Below are 14657 nucleotides of genomic sequence, written 5' to 3' on the forward strand. Positions count from 1 at the left end.
TTGCCGGTATCGTCACTTTCCCGCCGCCCGCAGCGCCGCGAGAATGCCTCTCATGAGATCGAGTGGGGAAGGCGGGCACCCTGGAATGCTCACATCCACGGGAATGAGCTGCGAAAGCGCGCCGCAAACTGCATAGCTATCCTTAAAGATGCCGCCAGTGCAGGCGCACTCGCCGGCTGCCACAACCAGCTTGGGCGCGGGCGTGGCCTCATACGCGAGCCGCACCGCCTCGCGCATGTTCAGCGCGAGCGGGCCCGTCACCAGCAGCATGTCGGCGTGGCGCGGGCTCGCCACGAAGCGAATCCCCAACCCCTCGATGTTGTAGTACGGGTTGCCGAGCGCGTGAATCTCCAGCTCGCAGCCGTTGCACGAGCCCGCATCGATTTGCCGGATGCACAGCGCGCGGCCGAGCACGTCGAGAATCTGCTGATGCAGTTGCTGGGCCTCCGTGCGCCAGTCGTCGCCGCCTTCCGGCAGCGATAGTGCGGGCGCGCGGGTGCTGGCGATCCGCTTGAGAAGTTGCCACGTCACAGGTCGTGCCCCGCGTAACAGAGGTTGAACGATTTGTTGATCAGCGGGAAGTCGGCCACGATATTGCCGATGATCGCCACTTCGATAGCGGGCCAGTTCTGCCACGACGGGTCATGACAGTGGCAGCGGGCCAGCATGCCGTCTTCGGCGGTTTCCAGCGCGACGAACACCTCGCCGCGCCAGCCTTCGATCCAGCCCGCGCCGAACGAGGGCGTGCGGCTGGCGCGGGGCTGGACGGCAACGCCGCCGGACGGCAGGCCCGCGACGATCGCGCGAATCTGCCCTAGCGATTCGTCCACCTCGCGAAAGCGCAGCGCCACGCGGGCGGCCACGTCGCCGCGCTCGTCGCTGGCGTGGCGGGCGCCGATTTCGCGGTACGGCGTGGGGCCGTGGTCCACGCGCAAGTCCATCGTCGATCCGCTCGCCCGCGCGGCGAGGCCGCATACGCCGAGCCGCGCCGCTACGGCGGCCGTGAGCGTGCCGGTTCTCGCGAAACGGTCCTGCAATCCGGCGTGATCGTCATAGATGCGCCGCATCGCGTGAACTTCGCGTTCGATCTGCTCGCACTGCGCGACGATCGCGCTGGCCTGTTGCGCGTCGAGATCGCGCGCCACGCCGCCGGGCGCGATCGCATCGAATAGATAACGGTGGCCGAATGCGCGCTCGTTCAGGCGCAGCCAGTCCTCTTTCATGCGCGAGAACTGCGCGAGTCCGAGTGCGAATCCGGCGTCGTTGCCGAGCGCGCCCAGGTCGCCGAGATGATTGGCGACGCGCTCGCGCTCCTGCAGCAGCGCGCGCAGCCATTGCGCGCGTGCCGGAATCATCGTGCCGAGCGCGCGCTCGAGCGCCATGCAATACGCCCATGCAAACGCGACGCTGCTGTCACCGGCAATGCGGGCCGCCACGCGATGGCCTGCAAGCGCGGGCGTGCGCTCGAACAGGCGCTCGATGCCGCGATGCGCGTAGCCGAGCCGCTCTTCGAGCCGCAGCACTTTTTCGCCGACCACGGAGAAGCGGAAGTGCCCGGGCTCGATGGTGCCCGCGTGGATCGGCCCCACCGCGATCTCGTGCACGCCTTCGCCCTCGACGCGCGTGAAGGCGTAGTCGGCCTCGTTCGATTCGAAGCGCTCCGTGCCCGATGCCGATTGGCTCAGCGGGAAATAGTCGGCGGGCCAGTTGCCGTGATTGAGCCACGGGCGCACGTCGCTGGCGCCGTGGGCGCGCAGGCCGGTCAGGTCGTGGACGGCGCGCTGCATGCGCACCGCGCACGGAAACAGCGCCGAAATGTCGGGGTACACGGCGGCCTCCGACGACGCATTGCCGACGGTCAGCCGGACCCATAACAGGCCGTCTTCGACGGCATAGGCGGCGTTGACGGAGAGCGTGCCGTCGCGGCTCTCGTCGCCCCAGATCGAGATCAGGCGAGCGCCGCTTGCGGCGACTTCGGCGGCAATGCTTAGCCATGCGGCGGCATCGACTTGCGCGACGAGCGCGGCCGGCGCATCAGCGAAAGTGGCGAGGCGCATGAGCCCGCGCGAGTGGAGTGTATCGATGCGCATCGATCAACCTGCGAGTACTGCCCCCGCTGCGCGATACCACGCCGCGAGCCAGGGCGGAATGTAGAGCCCGAGCATGAGCCCGATGCCCAGATGAACGAACACCGGCAGCAGCGCCGGGCGGTATTCGAGCCGCCGCGCCGTCGATTCGCCGAATGCCATGCCCTGCATGCGCCGGAAAATGACTGCGAAGGCCACGACGAGCGCGAGCATCAGCAAGGGCACGGTCCACGGCAGCGCTTGCAGCGCCGTGGTGAGAATCAGGAATTCGCTCGCGAATACGCCGAACGGCGGCATGCCGAGAATCGCCATCGTGCCCAGCACCATGCCCCAGCCGATCACGGGGCTCGTGCGCACGAGGCCGCGAATGCCAACGATGGCCTGGGTGCCGGTCTTCTGCGCGGCATGGCCGACGCTGAAAAAAATCGCCGATTTGATCAGCGCGTGCGCGCTCATGTGCAGCAGGCCCGCGAACGTCGCCACGGGGCCGCCCAGGCCGAACGCGAACGTCATCATGCCCATGTGTTCGATCGACGAGAACGAGTACAGGCGCTTGGCGTCGGTCTGCCTGAACAGCGAGAACGTGGCGAGCAGCACGGAAACGAGGCCGAAGCCCACGAGCAGGTGTCCGGGCAAACCGTTCTGGAGCGCGCCGTCGGCGAGCACCTTGCAGCGGAGCACCGCGTAAAGCGCCACGTTGAGCAGCAGGCCCGAGAGCACGGCGGAGATCGGCGTCGGGCCTTCGGCGTGCGCGTCGGGCAGCCAGTTGTGCATCGGCACGAGGCCGACCTTGGTGCCATAGCCGATCAGCAAGAATACGAACGCGAGCGACACGATGGCGGGGTCGAGGCTCGCCTTCGCGGCGTTCAGGCTCGTGAGCAGCAGTGCGTCGTCGCCGCCCAGCACGCGGCTCGCAGCGAGGTACAGCAGGATCGTGCCGAACAGCGCCTGCGCAATGCCCACGCCGCAGAGGATGAAGTACTTCCATGCGGCGTCGAGACTGGCCGCCGTGCGATAGACCGCCACCAGCAGCACGGCTGCGAGCGTCGCCGCTTCCATCGCGACCCACAGGACGCCCATGTTGTTGGTCAGGAGCGCGAGCAGCATCGCGAAGACGAACAGCTGGTACATGGCGTGATAAAGCCGCGTGCGGTTCGCGCTCATGCGGCCGCGGTCGCGCTCGACGCGCATATACGGCTTCGAAAAGAGCGCCGTGGTCCAGCCGACCAGCGCGGTGAGCGCGACGAGAAACGCGTTGAGCGAATCGACATGAAACGCATGGCCGAACGCGAACGACGCGCCTTGCGTCAGGGTGCGCTGCGCGAGCCAGAGGGCGGCGGCGAGCGTGAGCAGGCTGAAGGCCGCGTTCAGGTCCGGCGCGAGACGGCGCGCGCCCACGAGCGCGAGGCTCGCAGCGGCGAGGAGCGGCAGGCCGAGCACCGCCGCGAGGATCCAGGCACTACTCATCTTTGCGTTCTTCCAGGCGGTGAATGTCGAGGCTATCGAACTGCTCGCGAATCTGGAACATGAACACGCCGAGGATCAGCATGCCCACGAGCACGTCGAGCCCGACGCCGAGTTCGACGATCATCGGCATGCCGTTGGTGGCGGCCGCCGCCGCGAAAAAGAGCCCGTTCTCCATCGAGAGAAACGCAATCACCTGCGGCACGGCCTTCGCGCGCGTGATCATCATCATGAACGAGAGCAGCACGCACGCGAGCGCGATGCCGAGCGTGCCGCGCGCCACCGACGCGGCGAACTGCGTGACCGGCAGCGCCACGTTGAAGGCCACCACCACGAGCACGATGCCCGTGAGCAGCGTGGCGGGAATGTTGATGAGCGGCTCCACGTCGCTCGTGATGTTCAGGCGCCGCACCATGCGATAGAGGAGCCATGGAATCAGCCCCACCTTGAGCACGAGCGTGAGCGCCGCGGAGATATAGAGGTGCGTGTCTGCGGTTACATAGCCGAGCACGAGATTGGCCAGCACTAGCGTGACGCCCTGCAGCGTGTAGAGATGGATCAGCGCGAGAATGCGCCGCTGGCTCAGCATCGCGAACGAGATGAGCAGCAGGATCGCGGCGAGAAAGTTGATGATCTGCGTGGCGAGCGCGTGCATTCAGGCCCCCAGCAGGAAGTGGACCAGCATGCCGATCACGGCGAGCAGGTAAGCCGTGGCGAGAAACTCGGGCACGCGAAAGAGCCGCATTTTCGCGTTGAGCGTTTCCACGAGCGCGAGCAGCGCGCCGCCTACCAGCAGCTTGACGAACAGCGCGGGCACGGCCAGCAGCAGCGCGAGCGGGTTGCCCGTTTCGGCGATGCCCCACGGCACGAATAGCGCGAGGCCGATGCACGAATAGGCGAACAGCTTCAGGCTCGCGGCCCATTCGATCAGCGCAAGATGGCGGCCCGAGTATTCGAGGATCAGCGCCTCGTGGATCATCGTGAGTTCGAGGTGCGTGGCAGGATTGTCGACGGGCAGGCGCGCATTTTCCGCGAGCGAAACCATGGCAAACGCGATGCCCGCGAACGCGAGGCTCGGATAGATCGCGAGCTGGCCGTGGCTCAGCGTGGCGACGATGCGCGTGAGGCCGGTCGACTGCGTGATCAGCGAGGCGGAAAACAGCACCATGAGCAGCGCGGGCTCGGCGAGAAAACCCACCAGCATCTCGCGCCGCGCGCCGAGCGTGCCGAATGCCGTGCCGGTGTCCATGGCGGCGAGCGAGATCGTCACGCGCGCGAGGGCGAACAGGCCTACGAGCGCGATGGCGTCGGCCGCCGGCGAAAGCGGCAGATCGGTCGAGAGCGTGGGCACGATCGCGCACGCCAGCGTCATGCAGCCAAGCACGACATAAGGCGCGAGGCGCGTGATCGGGCTCGCGTGCAGCGCCACCACCGACTCTTTGTTGAAGAGTTTGTGCAGCGTGCGGTACGGCTGCCACAGGCTCGGCCCGCGTTTGCCCTGGAGCCGCGCCCGGCAGATGCCGATCCAGCCCGAGAGCAGCGGCGCGGCGGCCAGCGCCACGAGAATTTCGAGCCCTTGCGAGAGCGCTCCGGATAGCGTGATCATCGGCGCACCAGAATCAGCAAGGTAATGAGCGCGAGAAAGCTGCACGTGAGATAGACCGCGATGCGGCCCGCCTGCAATCGTCCCGCGAGCGCGCCCATCCAGTGCAGGCCGCGCGCGAGCGGCGCATAGATCCAGGCCCACGTGCGGTCCGAGGCCGTGACGCGGTAAGTTGGCTGCGCATCGAACGGAGACGGCACGCTGCGCTCGATGCGCAACAGCGGCGCGAAGATCTCGCGGATCGGCTGGCCGAAGCCTTCGGCCGAGTCCTGCATGCGCGCGGTCACGAACGGGTTGCCGCACGCCCATGGCGCCGCGCGGCGCAGTCGCCCGTGATAGAAGCGGCGCACAAGCAGATAAGCGAGCGCGCAACAGCCCACGAAAAACGCGAGGAAAACGGCGGGCATGTAGCTCGCGCGCTCGACGCCCGTGGGCGCGAGCAGCAGCCAGCCGCCCGCCTGCATTGCCGCGCCGAGATCGGCGCCTGCGAGCTGCCGCACGACAGGCGTGAGCGCGCGCACCATCTGCACCGGCATGAGGCCGAGCAGTACGCAGGCCGCGACGAACCAGCCGAAGCCCACGCGCTCCCAGCGGCCGGCGTCGCGCGCGCGGGCCAACGACGCTTCGCGCGGCTGCCCGAGAAATACGATGCCGAAGAACTTGACCATGGTGTAGCCCGCGAGCGCGGCGACCAGCGCGATCAGCGCGGCTATGAGCGGTATCGCCATGTTGAGGAACGCGTTCGGCAGCCCGGGCGTGAACAGAAAGCTTTGCAGCAGCAGCCACTCGGATACGAAGCCGGAAAGCGGCGGCAAGCCGGCGCTCGCGAGTGCGCCGACGAGCGCGGCCCAGGCGGTCCAGGGCATGCGGTGAATCAGGCCGCCGAGACGGCCGAGATTGCGCTCGCCCGTAGCGTGCAGCACCGCGCCGGTGCCGACGAACAAGAGGCTCTTGAACGCCGCATGGCTTGCGATCTGATAGAGCAGCGCCGTCATGGCCAGCGCCGCAAGCCCGTTCATGCCGAACGCGCGAAACAGCACCGCGAGCCCGAGGCTCACGAACATCAGGCCGATATTCTCGATCGACGACCAGGCGAGCAGCCGCTTCATGTCCGACTGGATCGCGCTGAACACCACGCCCAAAAGCGCAGTGAAGAGGCCGAGCGCGAGCATCAGCACGCCCCACCAGGCGATTTGCATATGCAGCAGGTCGAAAACCGTGCGCAGCATGCCGTAGAGGCCGGCCTTCAGCACGAAGCCGCTCATGAGTGCCGAAACCGGCGAGGGCGCGGCGGGATGCGCCTCGGGTAGCCAGACGTGGAGCGGAAAAATGCCGGCTTTCGCGCCGAATCCGGCCAGCGCGAGCAGGAAGGCCACCGACGCCAGCAGCGGCGTGAGGTGCTGCGCGCGCATGGCGTCGAAGGTATAGTCGCCCGTGCCAGCCTGTAGCAATCCGAACGAAATCAGCAACGCCAGCGCACCGGCGTGCGAGATCAGGAAGTAGAGAAACGCCGCGCCGCGAATCTCGGCGATGCGGTGATTGCTCATGACGAGGAAGGTGGCGGAGATCGTCAGCATTTCCCACGCGACAAGGAAGCCGTACGCGTCGTTGGCGAGCAGCACGAGCGCGAGGCTCGCGAGGCACACGTGGTACTCGAAGCACAGCAGGCCCGGCGGCGTGCCTTCGCCCTTGCGGAAATAACCCGACGAGAACGCGCTCACGCCAGCGCTCACGAGGCCGAGTACGGCGAGAAAGTAGGCCGAAAGCGCGTCGATGCGCTCGTGGAACGGCAAACCCGCTAGTCCAATAGGCAGCACGAACGTTTGCGCCGGCCCGTGCATGGCGTAGACGCCCAGCCCGAACAGCAGCACGCCAAGCAGCGCGCCGGCGGGAAAGAGGCCATGCGCGACCACGCGCGTGCGGCGCGCATACGCGAGCCCCGCGCACCCGATCGCCAGCCAGCCCGCCACGATGCAGAGCGCGAGCTGGATCACGATACGAGATTCCATCTAGCCGGGTCTCCACTGGGCTGGGCGAGTCTTGGGTGGGCGCTGGGCGTCATGCGGCTCTCGGGGCGAAGCGCCGGGCTGAGTCGCAGCTTCAATCGCACGCTGGAATGCATGTTGTTAACACCGCATGTTAACAACATTAACATGCTATCAGAATCGATTTTGCGTTTCCAGAGGGTGCCGGGATGCCCTTGGTGCGACCTGACGCACGTTTAAATGAGATGTTAAGATGATTAACATGCTATTACACCCGGATGGATCGGGTGGGGCGTTGCAGGAGAGCAGGCGCATGTTTGAAGTGGATGTTTCATTGCTGACCCATGAAAGCAAACGGGTACGCTTGCGCGACGCGGGCGGCGAACACGGGCTCGTTGCCGTGGGCGTGGGCCGGGCTGGCGGTCGCGGGTTCCAGTTGCTGCATCGTTTTGCGGCATTGAGCGAGCGGCTCGACGCAGCCGGCGTGAATCTCGTGTTCGTGTATCCGGCGCAATCGGCGCGGCATGTCCAGGACGCGCTTTCGGTAATGGCAGCCCGCTACCGGAACAAGCCTTGCCTATTGTTGGACGAGGCGGGCCTGTTCTTCGGCGACACGCTGCCGCCTCAGCGGCACAGCGTCATGCGCTTCGACCGGCATATGGCCTGCGTCGAAACGCTGGAGATCGACGCGCGGGAAACGGACTGGGACTCGCGGCTCGGTGAGTTTCTGGCTGGCGTACTGGCGGATAGCGCGTGAGCGCTGGGGGCAAACCCGGGCCGGAAATCCCGAGCGCTACGATCCGGTCAACCCGGGAGCAGGCCCCCGAGCCTGCCACAATCCACTAACGGTGTCCGGATTCGATTATAATTTGATTAACATATCTGGACTCCCAAGACCCGCGTGATGGAAACCAAGAGCGCCCGACTGACGATTCTGATCGACCCCGCAAAGAAGGCGGCATTTGAAGAGCTGTGCTCGGCACAGGATTTGACGCCCTCGCAAGTGGTCCGCCAATTGATTCGCGAATACCTCGCGCAGCATGGCGTGACCTACAAGACGCAGAGTACCGTCGGCACACGCGTGCGCCGGTGAATGCCGGCGTCGCCTGCCGACTACGTAATAACCCGCTTTAAACAGGCTTGAGAGTTGAACATGACCGCATTACCGCCGTGCCCGCAATGCAATTCCGAATTCACCTATGAAGACGGCGCCGTCTATATCTGCCCGGAATGCGGCCACGAATGGGCCGCGCATGCCGAGGCCGCCGCGGCCGAGCCCGCGGGCAAGGTGTATCGCGATTCGGCGGGCAATATCCTGCAGGACGGCGATACCGTCACCGTCATCAAGGACCTGAAACTGAAGGGCGGTGGCGGCGTGATCAAGATGGGCACCAAGGTGAAGAACATTCGCCTCGTCGATAGCGATCACGACATCGACTGCAAGGTGGACGGTTTTGGCGCAATGAGCCTGAAATCGGAATTCGTCAAGAAGGCTTGATTGAAAGAGAGGCGGGCAAGAGGCGGATCGACATGGACCAGACTCCCGGCAGTTTCGCTTCACCCGCAGCTCATCACGCATCCGTCGCGCGCGCCGACTTCGGCCGCGTTTCCGTGCTGTTTGGCGCGAAGAGCGGCAAGTACCCCGATGGCAATCAGGTGCTCATTCGCGGCTCGGACACGCGCGCGGCTTTTGACACGCCGCTCGTCTCCAACCACATAGGCGCCGAATTCGAGGCGACCGAACTGGTGGTCATGGGGCACGTTCACGAAGACCACATGGCTGGCCTGCATCGCATTCCCCGCGCCGCTGTCCACGTGCACGAAGCCGATTTGCCGGCGATTCGCAGTTCGGCTGGCATGTTCGCCGCGTATGGCACTGATGCGAAGGACGCACCGGCGTTGCTGGCCATGCTCCAGCGCGACTTCTTCTATGCGCCGCGTCCGGACGCGCAGGGCTATGTGGATGGCGCGTGCTGGGATCTCGGTCAGTCGCGCATTCGCGCATTTCATCTGCCTGGCCATACCGCTGGCCACTGCGTCCTGCTGGTCGAACCCGAGGGCGTGGCCTTTACAGGCGACATCGACCTGACGGGTTTTGGGCCTTACTACGGAGACGGCAGTTCGAGCCTGCGCGATTTTCGCCGCAGCATTGCGCGGCTCGCCGATATTCCGGCGAAGGTGTGGGTCACGTCGCATCATCGTGGCGTGTACACCGACCGCGAACACTTCTTGCGCGATCTCGCGGCGTTCGGCGCCAAGCTCGACGAGCGCGAACAGCGCCTGCTGGCGTGGCTCAAGGAATCGCCGAAGACGCTGGAGCAACTGGTCGAGCAGCGGCTGCTCTATCCGCTGGGCTATGAGGGGCCCTGGGTGGTGTCCGCCGAGACGCGGACGATTTCGCAGCATCTGGTCGAGATGGTGGCCGATGGGCGGGTCGTGGTGGACGAGGAAGGCGTTTACCGGCCTGGATCCTGAATCCATGAAACAGGCGAGCGCAAGCGCCTGACGCTTGCACCCGCCCCATCCCCAGCTCAATCCAGCAGTTCCCGCACGCCCTGTGCAGCATCGCGGCGCAGCGCCTCGAGATCCAGGCCCGGAATCTCGCCGTTCTCCACCACCACGCGGCCATTGACGATGCTGTGATGCACGCGCACCGGTTCGCCCGCCGCAACGGGGGCGACCGCGAGGTCGTGGAATCCGTCGAAGCGCAGCGCGTTGAGGTCGTAGAGCACGAGGTCGGCGGCCTGGCCCGGCGCGAGCGTGCCCACCGCGTCGAGCCCGAGCACGCGCGCGCCGCCGGCTGTGCCCCAATGGACGACTTCTTCCACCGTGGTTGCCGCCGCACCATGCGCGGCGCGGTGCACGAGCCACGCGAAGTTCGCCTCGTGAGTCATGCTGCCCGATTCGTTGGACGCCACGCCGTCGACGGCCAGCGACACCGGCATGCCCGCAGCGGCCATGCGCGGCGCTGGGGCGATGCCGCTGCCGAGGCGCGCGTTGCTGACCGGGCAATGCGAGACCCCCGAGCCGGATTCGGCCAGCATCGCAATCTCGCTGGCTTCGAGATGCACGAGGTGCGCGAACCACACGTCGGGACCGAGCCAGTCGTGTTCGGCCACGAACTCGACCGGCAGCTTGCCGAAGCGCTCGCGGCAGAAGTCCACATAGCGCGTGGTTTCCGAAAGGTGCGTATGCATGCGCAGACCCAGCCCGCGCGCGGCGCGCGCAAGCTCCGGAAGCAGTTCGGGCGGCAACGAGAAAGTGGGCGTGGTGGGCGCGACCACCACACGGCGCATCGAGGCCGCGCTGCCATCGTGATAGCGCGCTTTGAGGCGCTCGATATCGGCGAGCATCTGGTCGAGCGTTTCCGGGTGCAGCACGGTCTTCGAAAAGCCCGGGTGATCGCCCGCCGATTGCAGCGCGCCGCCCCGGCACAGCACGAAGCGCAGGCCGAATGCGGCGGCTTCCTCGAATAGCAGGTCGCCCGTTTCCGTGGTGCCGTGCGCGTGATACAGGTAGTGATGATCGGCGCAGGTGGTCACGCCCGACAGCAGCATCTCGGCCATGCCGAGCCGCGCCGCCGTGCGCGCGAGTTCGGGCGTGAAGCGCGCTAGACGCGGATACGGCACGGCGGCGAGCCAGTCCTGAAGATCGGCGTTGATGCCCGAAGGCACGGCCTTGAGCAGGTTCTGGAACAGGTGATGATGGGTGTTGACCCAGCCCGGGTAGACGACGCAGTCGCGCGCATCGATTACGCGTTCGCCGGCAAGCGGCGTGAGATTGGACGCGATCGATTCGATCCGGCCGTTGGCGATCCGCAGATCGACCTGGCCGAGACGGGCCTGCTCACCGGGGCGGCCGCTCATGACGGCGGCGGGGTTGCGGATCAGAATCGACTGGTTCGGCGGCGTTGTTGGGTTCACGATCAGGCATCCTTATTATGTGTATTGGGAAGCGCTGCGCGAGCATGGGTAGCGCTCGCGCGAGCCGGTGAGTGTTAGTCGAAATCAGTCACGCACCATGGTTGCGCAAGCGGCATTGGCGTGCTCGTCCTGAATGCGTTCGGCGGGGCGCACGCCGTTCAGCACGGCGTTGAGCACGACAGAAACGAGGCAGGCAAGCACGACGCCGCTGTGCAGGAAGGGCTGCGTCCATGCGGGCATATGGGCGAACACCTGCGGAGTCATCACCGGGATCAGCGCCGTGGCAATCGTGAAGCCCACGATCAGCACGTTGTAGCGATTGTTCTCGAAGTCCACCTTCGCGAGCGTTTGCACGCCCGCGGCCACCACCACGCCGAACATGGCGATGCCTGCACCGCCGAGCGCCGCCGAGGGCGTGGCCGCCACGATGGCGCCAACCTTGGGCACGAGCGCGACTGCGCACATCAGCACGCCGCTCGTCGCCACGATCCAGCGGCTGCGCACGCCGGTCAGAATCACAAGGCCCACGTTTTCCATGAAGGCGATGAACGGGAACGCGGCGAACATGCCGGCAATCGCGCTGGCCACGCCATTGGCGCGCAGGCCGCGCACGACGTCTTCCTCGCTCACTTCCTTGTCGACGATGTCGCCGATCGCCACGAACAGGCCCATCGATTCGACCATCTGCACGATCATCACGACAGCCATGGTGGCGATGGGCACAATCGAAAATTGGGGCGTGCCGAAGTAGAACGGCATGGGCAGCGTGAACCACGGCGTGGCGGCAACGTTGGCGTAATGGCCCATGCCGAGCGCGACGGCGAGCCCGGTGCCCACGACGAGCCCGATCAGCACCGAAAGATTGCGCACGAACGGCGAGCCGAAGCGGTTGATCAGAAGGATCACCGTGGCGACCAGCAGCGTGACGCCGAGAAACGGGAGCGAGCCGAATGCGTCTTTGTCGACGTTGCCGCCGCCGCCCACCCATTGATACGCAACCGGAAAGAGCTGCAAGCCGATCACGGTGACGATGCAGCCCGTCACCACAGGCGGGAAGAAGCGCCGCAGCCGGCCGACCAGCGGCGCGGCGAACGCCGTGAACAGGCCCGCGCCGATCACCGCGCCGCACACGCCCGTGAAGCCGATGCCGGGCGTGAGGCCAATCGCGATCACGGGGCCGACGCTGCTGAACGCCACGCCTTGCAGGATCGGCAGCTTCACGCCGAGCTTCCAGGCGCCGACGGTTTGAAAGATCGTCGAGATGCCGGAACAGAACAGCGCGGTGCTGATGAGCACCGTGGTGTCGGCGGGCGACATTTTGAGCGCCGAAGCGACGATCAACGGCACGGCGATCGCGCCGATATAGGCCACCAGCATATGCTGCATGCCGAGTGTGAGCATCTGGCGCCAGGGGAGAATTCTATCGACGGGATGTGCGGCGGTGTTCATGACGTGTCTCCTGATTTTCGTTTCCGGCCGATTCCGTGCCGGCCAGTTAATTCGGACTTCTAGTCATGCTGCGATTGCAATAAACTGATCGGGCCGCGGTTTCTCCAGGAGAGAAACGGGTGCAGCTTGCGACCAAGTTTCACAAGACGAAATCGCTCTGTACAATATTTTTTCCCTTCGACCTTGATACGTTTGCGATATGGACCCCCATGGATTTGCGTCTCTTGCGTTACTTCGCGGCGCTTGCCGACGAACTCCATTTCGGCCGCGCGGCCGCGCGCCTGCACATTTCCCAGCCGCCGCTGAGCCAGCAGATCCGGCTGCTTGAGGAGGAGTTGGGCACGGCGCTGTTCATCCGCTCGCAACATCGCGTCGAACTGACCGAGGCAGGGAAAACACTGAGCAAGCAGGTGCCGCTGATCTTCGCGCAGTTCGAGCGCGCGATCGATCTCACGCGCTGCGCGGGCCGCGGCGAAATGGGCAATCTCGCGGTGGGCATCATCAGCTCGGCCATGGTCGCGCCCATTCCGCGCGCGCTTGGCGTGTTCGCGAGCCGCCATCCGCAGGTGCGCTGGACGCTCAACGAAATGACGCCCGTGGAGCAGATTGGGGCGCTCAAGGAGAAGCGGCTCGACGTGTGCTTTTTTCGTCTGTACCAGGACGATCCCGCGATTCGCTGCGAAGCGATTGGCCGCGATACGGCCATGGCCGTGCTGCCGGCCGATCATCCGCTGGCCGCGCGCAAGCAGATCGCCCTTGGCGAGCTCGCGCACGAGCGCTTCATTTCGTTTGGCTTGCGCCAGTCGCAGCTTGCGCGCGCGCTCCAGGACGCTTGCGTGAAGGCGCGTTTCACGCCCCAGATCGTGCACGAGGTGGTGGAGGTGCATACGCTGCTTTCGCTCGTGAGGGAAGGGTTGGGCGTGGCGCTGCTGCCGACCTCGGCCCAGCAGATCTCAACGGGCGGCGTGGTGTTCGTGAAGCTCGCCCAGAGCGATCTCGACGTTTCGCTGCACGCGCGCTACCGCGCCGACGACACCTCGCCCGTGCTGCACGCATTTCTCGACACGGTGCGCGAAGTGGCCGCCGCGATGGAGCGTTGAGGGGCGATCCGCAAACCTTGCGGATGGACGAAACTCACGCGAGCGTGCGCGCCACCAGCTCGCCGATCACCTTCACCAGCGGCGCCACGAGTGCCGCGCGCTCGCGCGGCCAGAGCGCGTAGAGGTTGTAGTGGGTGGGCAGCTCCACCTCGTTGAGCGCCACAATGCGCCCTTCGCGGCGCGCATCGGCGGCGAGCAGGCCGCGCGCGAGCCCCGCGCCCATGCCCGAGCCCAACGCGGCCACCAGCCCCGCCGCGTTGTCCAGCACCGCGATGCTGTCGGGTTCCACGCCCGGCAGGCCGGACTCTTCCAGCCATGGAATCCACGAACGCTTGGTGTAGCCGAGCAGCGGCAGCGTCAGCACCTGCTCGGGCGTGAGCGGCAGCGTGAGGCCGTGGCGCTCGAGCAGCGCGGGCGAGGCCATGGCCGCGAGCCGGTCGTGGCACACCAGCGTGCTGTCCACGCCTTCCCATTCCCCATACCCGTAGCGCAGCGCGAGATCGACATGCTCGAACGCGAAGCGGTCGTAGCGCGATGCGGACAGCACGGTCAGCGAAACGCCGTCTAGCGCATCCACGATCGCGGGCAAGCGCGAGGGAAACCATCCCTGCATCAGCTCGGGGTCGACGTCGAGCGTGATGGACGGCCCGGCGGGCCGGCCCTTGACGGTCGAGATCGCGCGGTCGATTTGCTCGAGCCCCGCCGAAAGCTGATTGGCGAACAGCGTGCCCGCGTCGGTGAGCGCGATGCGCCCGCCCACGCGCGCGAACAGCGGCTGGCCGATGAAATCTTCGAGCGAGCGAATCTGTTGGCTGATCGCGCTGTGCGTGAGCGAGAGCTGGCGCGCAGCGCTCGAAAAACTGCCGACTTTTGCCGCTTGCAGAAAGGCCTGCATCGACTGGATCGAGGGGTAGCGCTTGAGCATGTGTTAGTCCGGCTAACAGAGGATCGACGAAATGATCGCTGGCTTCGCGCGCGGCGGCTTTCAATAATGCAGCCGTGTTTGCGGGCACGCGCTGGAAAACGTGAAGTGATTTGAGAGCGTC

At 66.0% G+C, this 14657-nt stretch carries 14 protein-coding genes; 5 read left to right on the forward strand and 9 right to left on the reverse strand.

Annotated elements, in window-relative coordinates; all coding sequences use genetic code 11:
- Positions 1-12: 12 nt before the first annotated feature.
- From NH14_RS16910 to hyfB, 6 genes are read right to left on the reverse strand one after another with little or no spacing between them, the layout of a single operon-like run.
- Entirely contained in the window at positions 13-531 is a 519-nt protein-coding gene (locus tag NH14_RS16910; RefSeq protein ID WP_035525366.1) for an NADH-quinone oxidoreductase subunit B family protein, read from the reverse strand.
- Positions 528-2090 carry a hydrogenase large subunit gene (locus NH14_RS16915; protein WP_035525364.1) on the reverse strand — a complete coding sequence of 521 codons (1563 nt, stop codon included), beginning with the start codon at positions 2088-2090 and terminating at the stop codon, positions 528-530. The genes NH14_RS16910 and NH14_RS16915 overlap by 4 nt, the downstream gene beginning before the upstream one ends.
- Positions 2091-2093: 3 nt before the next feature.
- Positions 2094-3554, reverse strand: coding sequence for a hydrogenase 4 subunit F (locus tag NH14_RS16920; RefSeq protein WP_035525363.1), 1461 nt, complete (start codon positions 3552-3554; stop codon positions 2094-2096).
- On the reverse strand, positions 3547-4206 hold the full coding sequence (locus NH14_RS16925) for a formate hydrogenlyase (RefSeq protein ID WP_035525360.1): 660 nt from the start codon (positions 4204-4206) through the stop codon (positions 3547-3549). The genes NH14_RS16920 and NH14_RS16925 overlap by 8 nt, the downstream gene beginning before the upstream one ends.
- Positions 4207-5157, reverse strand: a complete 951-nt coding sequence (locus tag NH14_RS16930; RefSeq protein WP_035525357.1) for a respiratory chain complex I subunit 1 family protein — start codon at positions 5155-5157, stop codon at positions 4207-4209.
- Positions 5154-7163 carry a hydrogenase 4 subunit B gene (gene hyfB, locus NH14_RS16935; protein WP_035525354.1) on the reverse strand — a complete coding sequence of 670 codons (2010 nt, stop codon included), beginning with the start codon at positions 7161-7163 and terminating at the stop codon, positions 5154-5156. The genes NH14_RS16930 and hyfB overlap by 4 nt, the downstream gene beginning before the upstream one ends.
- Before the next feature lie 229 nt (positions 7164-7392).
- Here hyfB and NH14_RS16940 point away from each other — a divergent pair, with 229 nt between their 5' ends.
- The 4 genes from NH14_RS16940 to NH14_RS16955 all read left to right on the forward strand — a co-directional run bounded on the left by NH14_RS16940 (position 7393) and on the right by NH14_RS16955 (position 9614).
- Positions 7393-7896 carry a hypothetical protein gene (locus tag NH14_RS16940; RefSeq protein WP_161790839.1) on the forward strand — a complete coding sequence of 168 codons (504 nt, stop codon included), beginning with the start codon at positions 7393-7395 and terminating at the stop codon, positions 7894-7896.
- Positions 7897-8043: 147 nt separating this feature from the next.
- Positions 8044-8232 (forward strand): ribbon-helix-helix protein, encoded by a 189-nt coding sequence (locus NH14_RS16945; RefSeq protein ID WP_035525351.1) that lies wholly within the window; start codon positions 8044-8046, stop codon positions 8230-8232.
- A 60-nt stretch (positions 8233-8292) separates the two neighbouring features.
- Entirely contained in the window at positions 8293-8637 is a 345-nt protein-coding gene (locus NH14_RS16950; RefSeq protein WP_035525349.1) for a zinc ribbon domain-containing protein YjdM, read from the forward strand.
- Positions 8638-8669: 32 nt separating this feature from the next.
- A complete protein-coding gene (locus tag NH14_RS16955; protein WP_052147969.1) occupies positions 8670-9614 on the forward strand; it encodes an MBL fold metallo-hydrolase in 945 nt (314 codons plus the stop codon).
- 56 nt (positions 9615-9670) lie between these two features.
- Here NH14_RS16955 and NH14_RS16960 read toward each other — a convergent pair whose 3' ends face one another.
- Together NH14_RS16960 and NH14_RS16965 are read right to left on the reverse strand one after the other, a co-directional pair.
- Entirely contained in the window at positions 9671-11065 is a 1395-nt protein-coding gene (locus tag NH14_RS16960; protein WP_407947156.1) for an amidohydrolase family protein, read from the reverse strand.
- 81 nt (positions 11066-11146) lie between these two features.
- Complete coding sequence (locus NH14_RS16965) at positions 11147-12511, reverse strand: nucleobase:cation symporter-2 family protein (protein WP_035525343.1); 1365 nt, start codon at positions 12509-12511, stop codon at positions 11147-11149.
- 209 nt (positions 12512-12720) lie between these two features.
- Between NH14_RS16965 and NH14_RS16970 the strand changes: the two genes are divergently transcribed.
- Positions 12721-13611: a LysR substrate-binding domain-containing protein gene (locus NH14_RS16970; RefSeq protein ID WP_035525340.1), complete on the forward strand. Its 891-nt coding sequence runs from the start codon at positions 12721-12723 to the stop codon at positions 13609-13611.
- Between the two features lie 34 nt (positions 13612-13645).
- On the opposite strand, the gene NH14_RS16975 is transcribed toward NH14_RS16970, so the two are convergent.
- Positions 13646-14536 carry a LysR substrate-binding domain-containing protein gene (locus tag NH14_RS16975; protein WP_035525338.1) on the reverse strand — a complete coding sequence of 297 codons (891 nt, stop codon included), beginning with the start codon at positions 14534-14536 and terminating at the stop codon, positions 13646-13648.
- Positions 14537-14657: the final 121 nt, after the last annotated feature.

Origin of the sequence: Paraburkholderia sacchari, from assembly GCF_000785435.2 — a bacterium.
In the GTDB taxonomy this organism is placed as follows: Bacteria; Pseudomonadota; Gammaproteobacteria; order Burkholderiales; family Burkholderiaceae; genus Paraburkholderia; species Paraburkholderia sacchari.

What these genes read in the sequence shown, in the direction of transcription:
- NH14_RS16915 (WP_035525364.1), bottom strand. Translation starts at nt 2,090, where the DNA reads ATGCGCATCGATACACTCCACTCGCGCGGGCTCATGCGCCTCGCCACT.
- NH14_RS16920 (WP_035525363.1), bottom strand. Translation starts at nt 3,554, where the DNA reads ATGAGTAGTGCCTGGATCCTCGCGGCGGTGCTCGGCCTGCCGCTCCTC.
- NH14_RS16925 (WP_035525360.1), bottom strand. Translation starts at nt 4,206, where the DNA reads ATGCACGCGCTCGCCACGCAGATCATCAACTTTCTCGCCGCGATCCTG.
- NH14_RS16930 (WP_035525357.1), bottom strand. Translation starts at nt 5,157, where the DNA reads ATGATCACGCTATCCGGAGCGCTCTCGCAAGGGCTCGAAATTCTCGTG.
- hyfB (WP_035525354.1), bottom strand. Translation starts at nt 7,163, where the DNA reads ATGGAATCTCGTATCGTGATCCAGCTCGCGCTCTGCATCGTGGCGGGC.
- NH14_RS16940 (WP_161790839.1), top strand. Translation starts at nt 7,393, where the DNA reads ATGATTAACATGCTATTACACCCGGATGGATCGGGTGGGGCGTTGCAG.
- NH14_RS16945 (WP_035525351.1), top strand. Translation starts at nt 8,044, where the DNA reads ATGGAAACCAAGAGCGCCCGACTGACGATTCTGATCGACCCCGCAAAG.
- NH14_RS16950 (WP_035525349.1), top strand. Translation starts at nt 8,293, where the DNA reads ATGACCGCATTACCGCCGTGCCCGCAATGCAATTCCGAATTCACCTAT.
- NH14_RS16955 (WP_052147969.1), top strand. Translation starts at nt 8,670, where the DNA reads ATGGACCAGACTCCCGGCAGTTTCGCTTCACCCGCAGCTCATCACGCA.
- NH14_RS16965 (WP_035525343.1), bottom strand. Translation starts at nt 12,511, where the DNA reads ATGAACACCGCCGCACATCCCGTCGATAGAATTCTCCCCTGGCGCCAG.
- NH14_RS16970 (WP_035525340.1), top strand. Translation starts at nt 12,721, where the DNA reads ATGGATTTGCGTCTCTTGCGTTACTTCGCGGCGCTTGCCGACGAACTC.
- NH14_RS16975 (WP_035525338.1), bottom strand. Translation starts at nt 14,536, where the DNA reads ATGCTCAAGCGCTACCCCTCGATCCAGTCGATGCAGGCCTTTCTGCAA.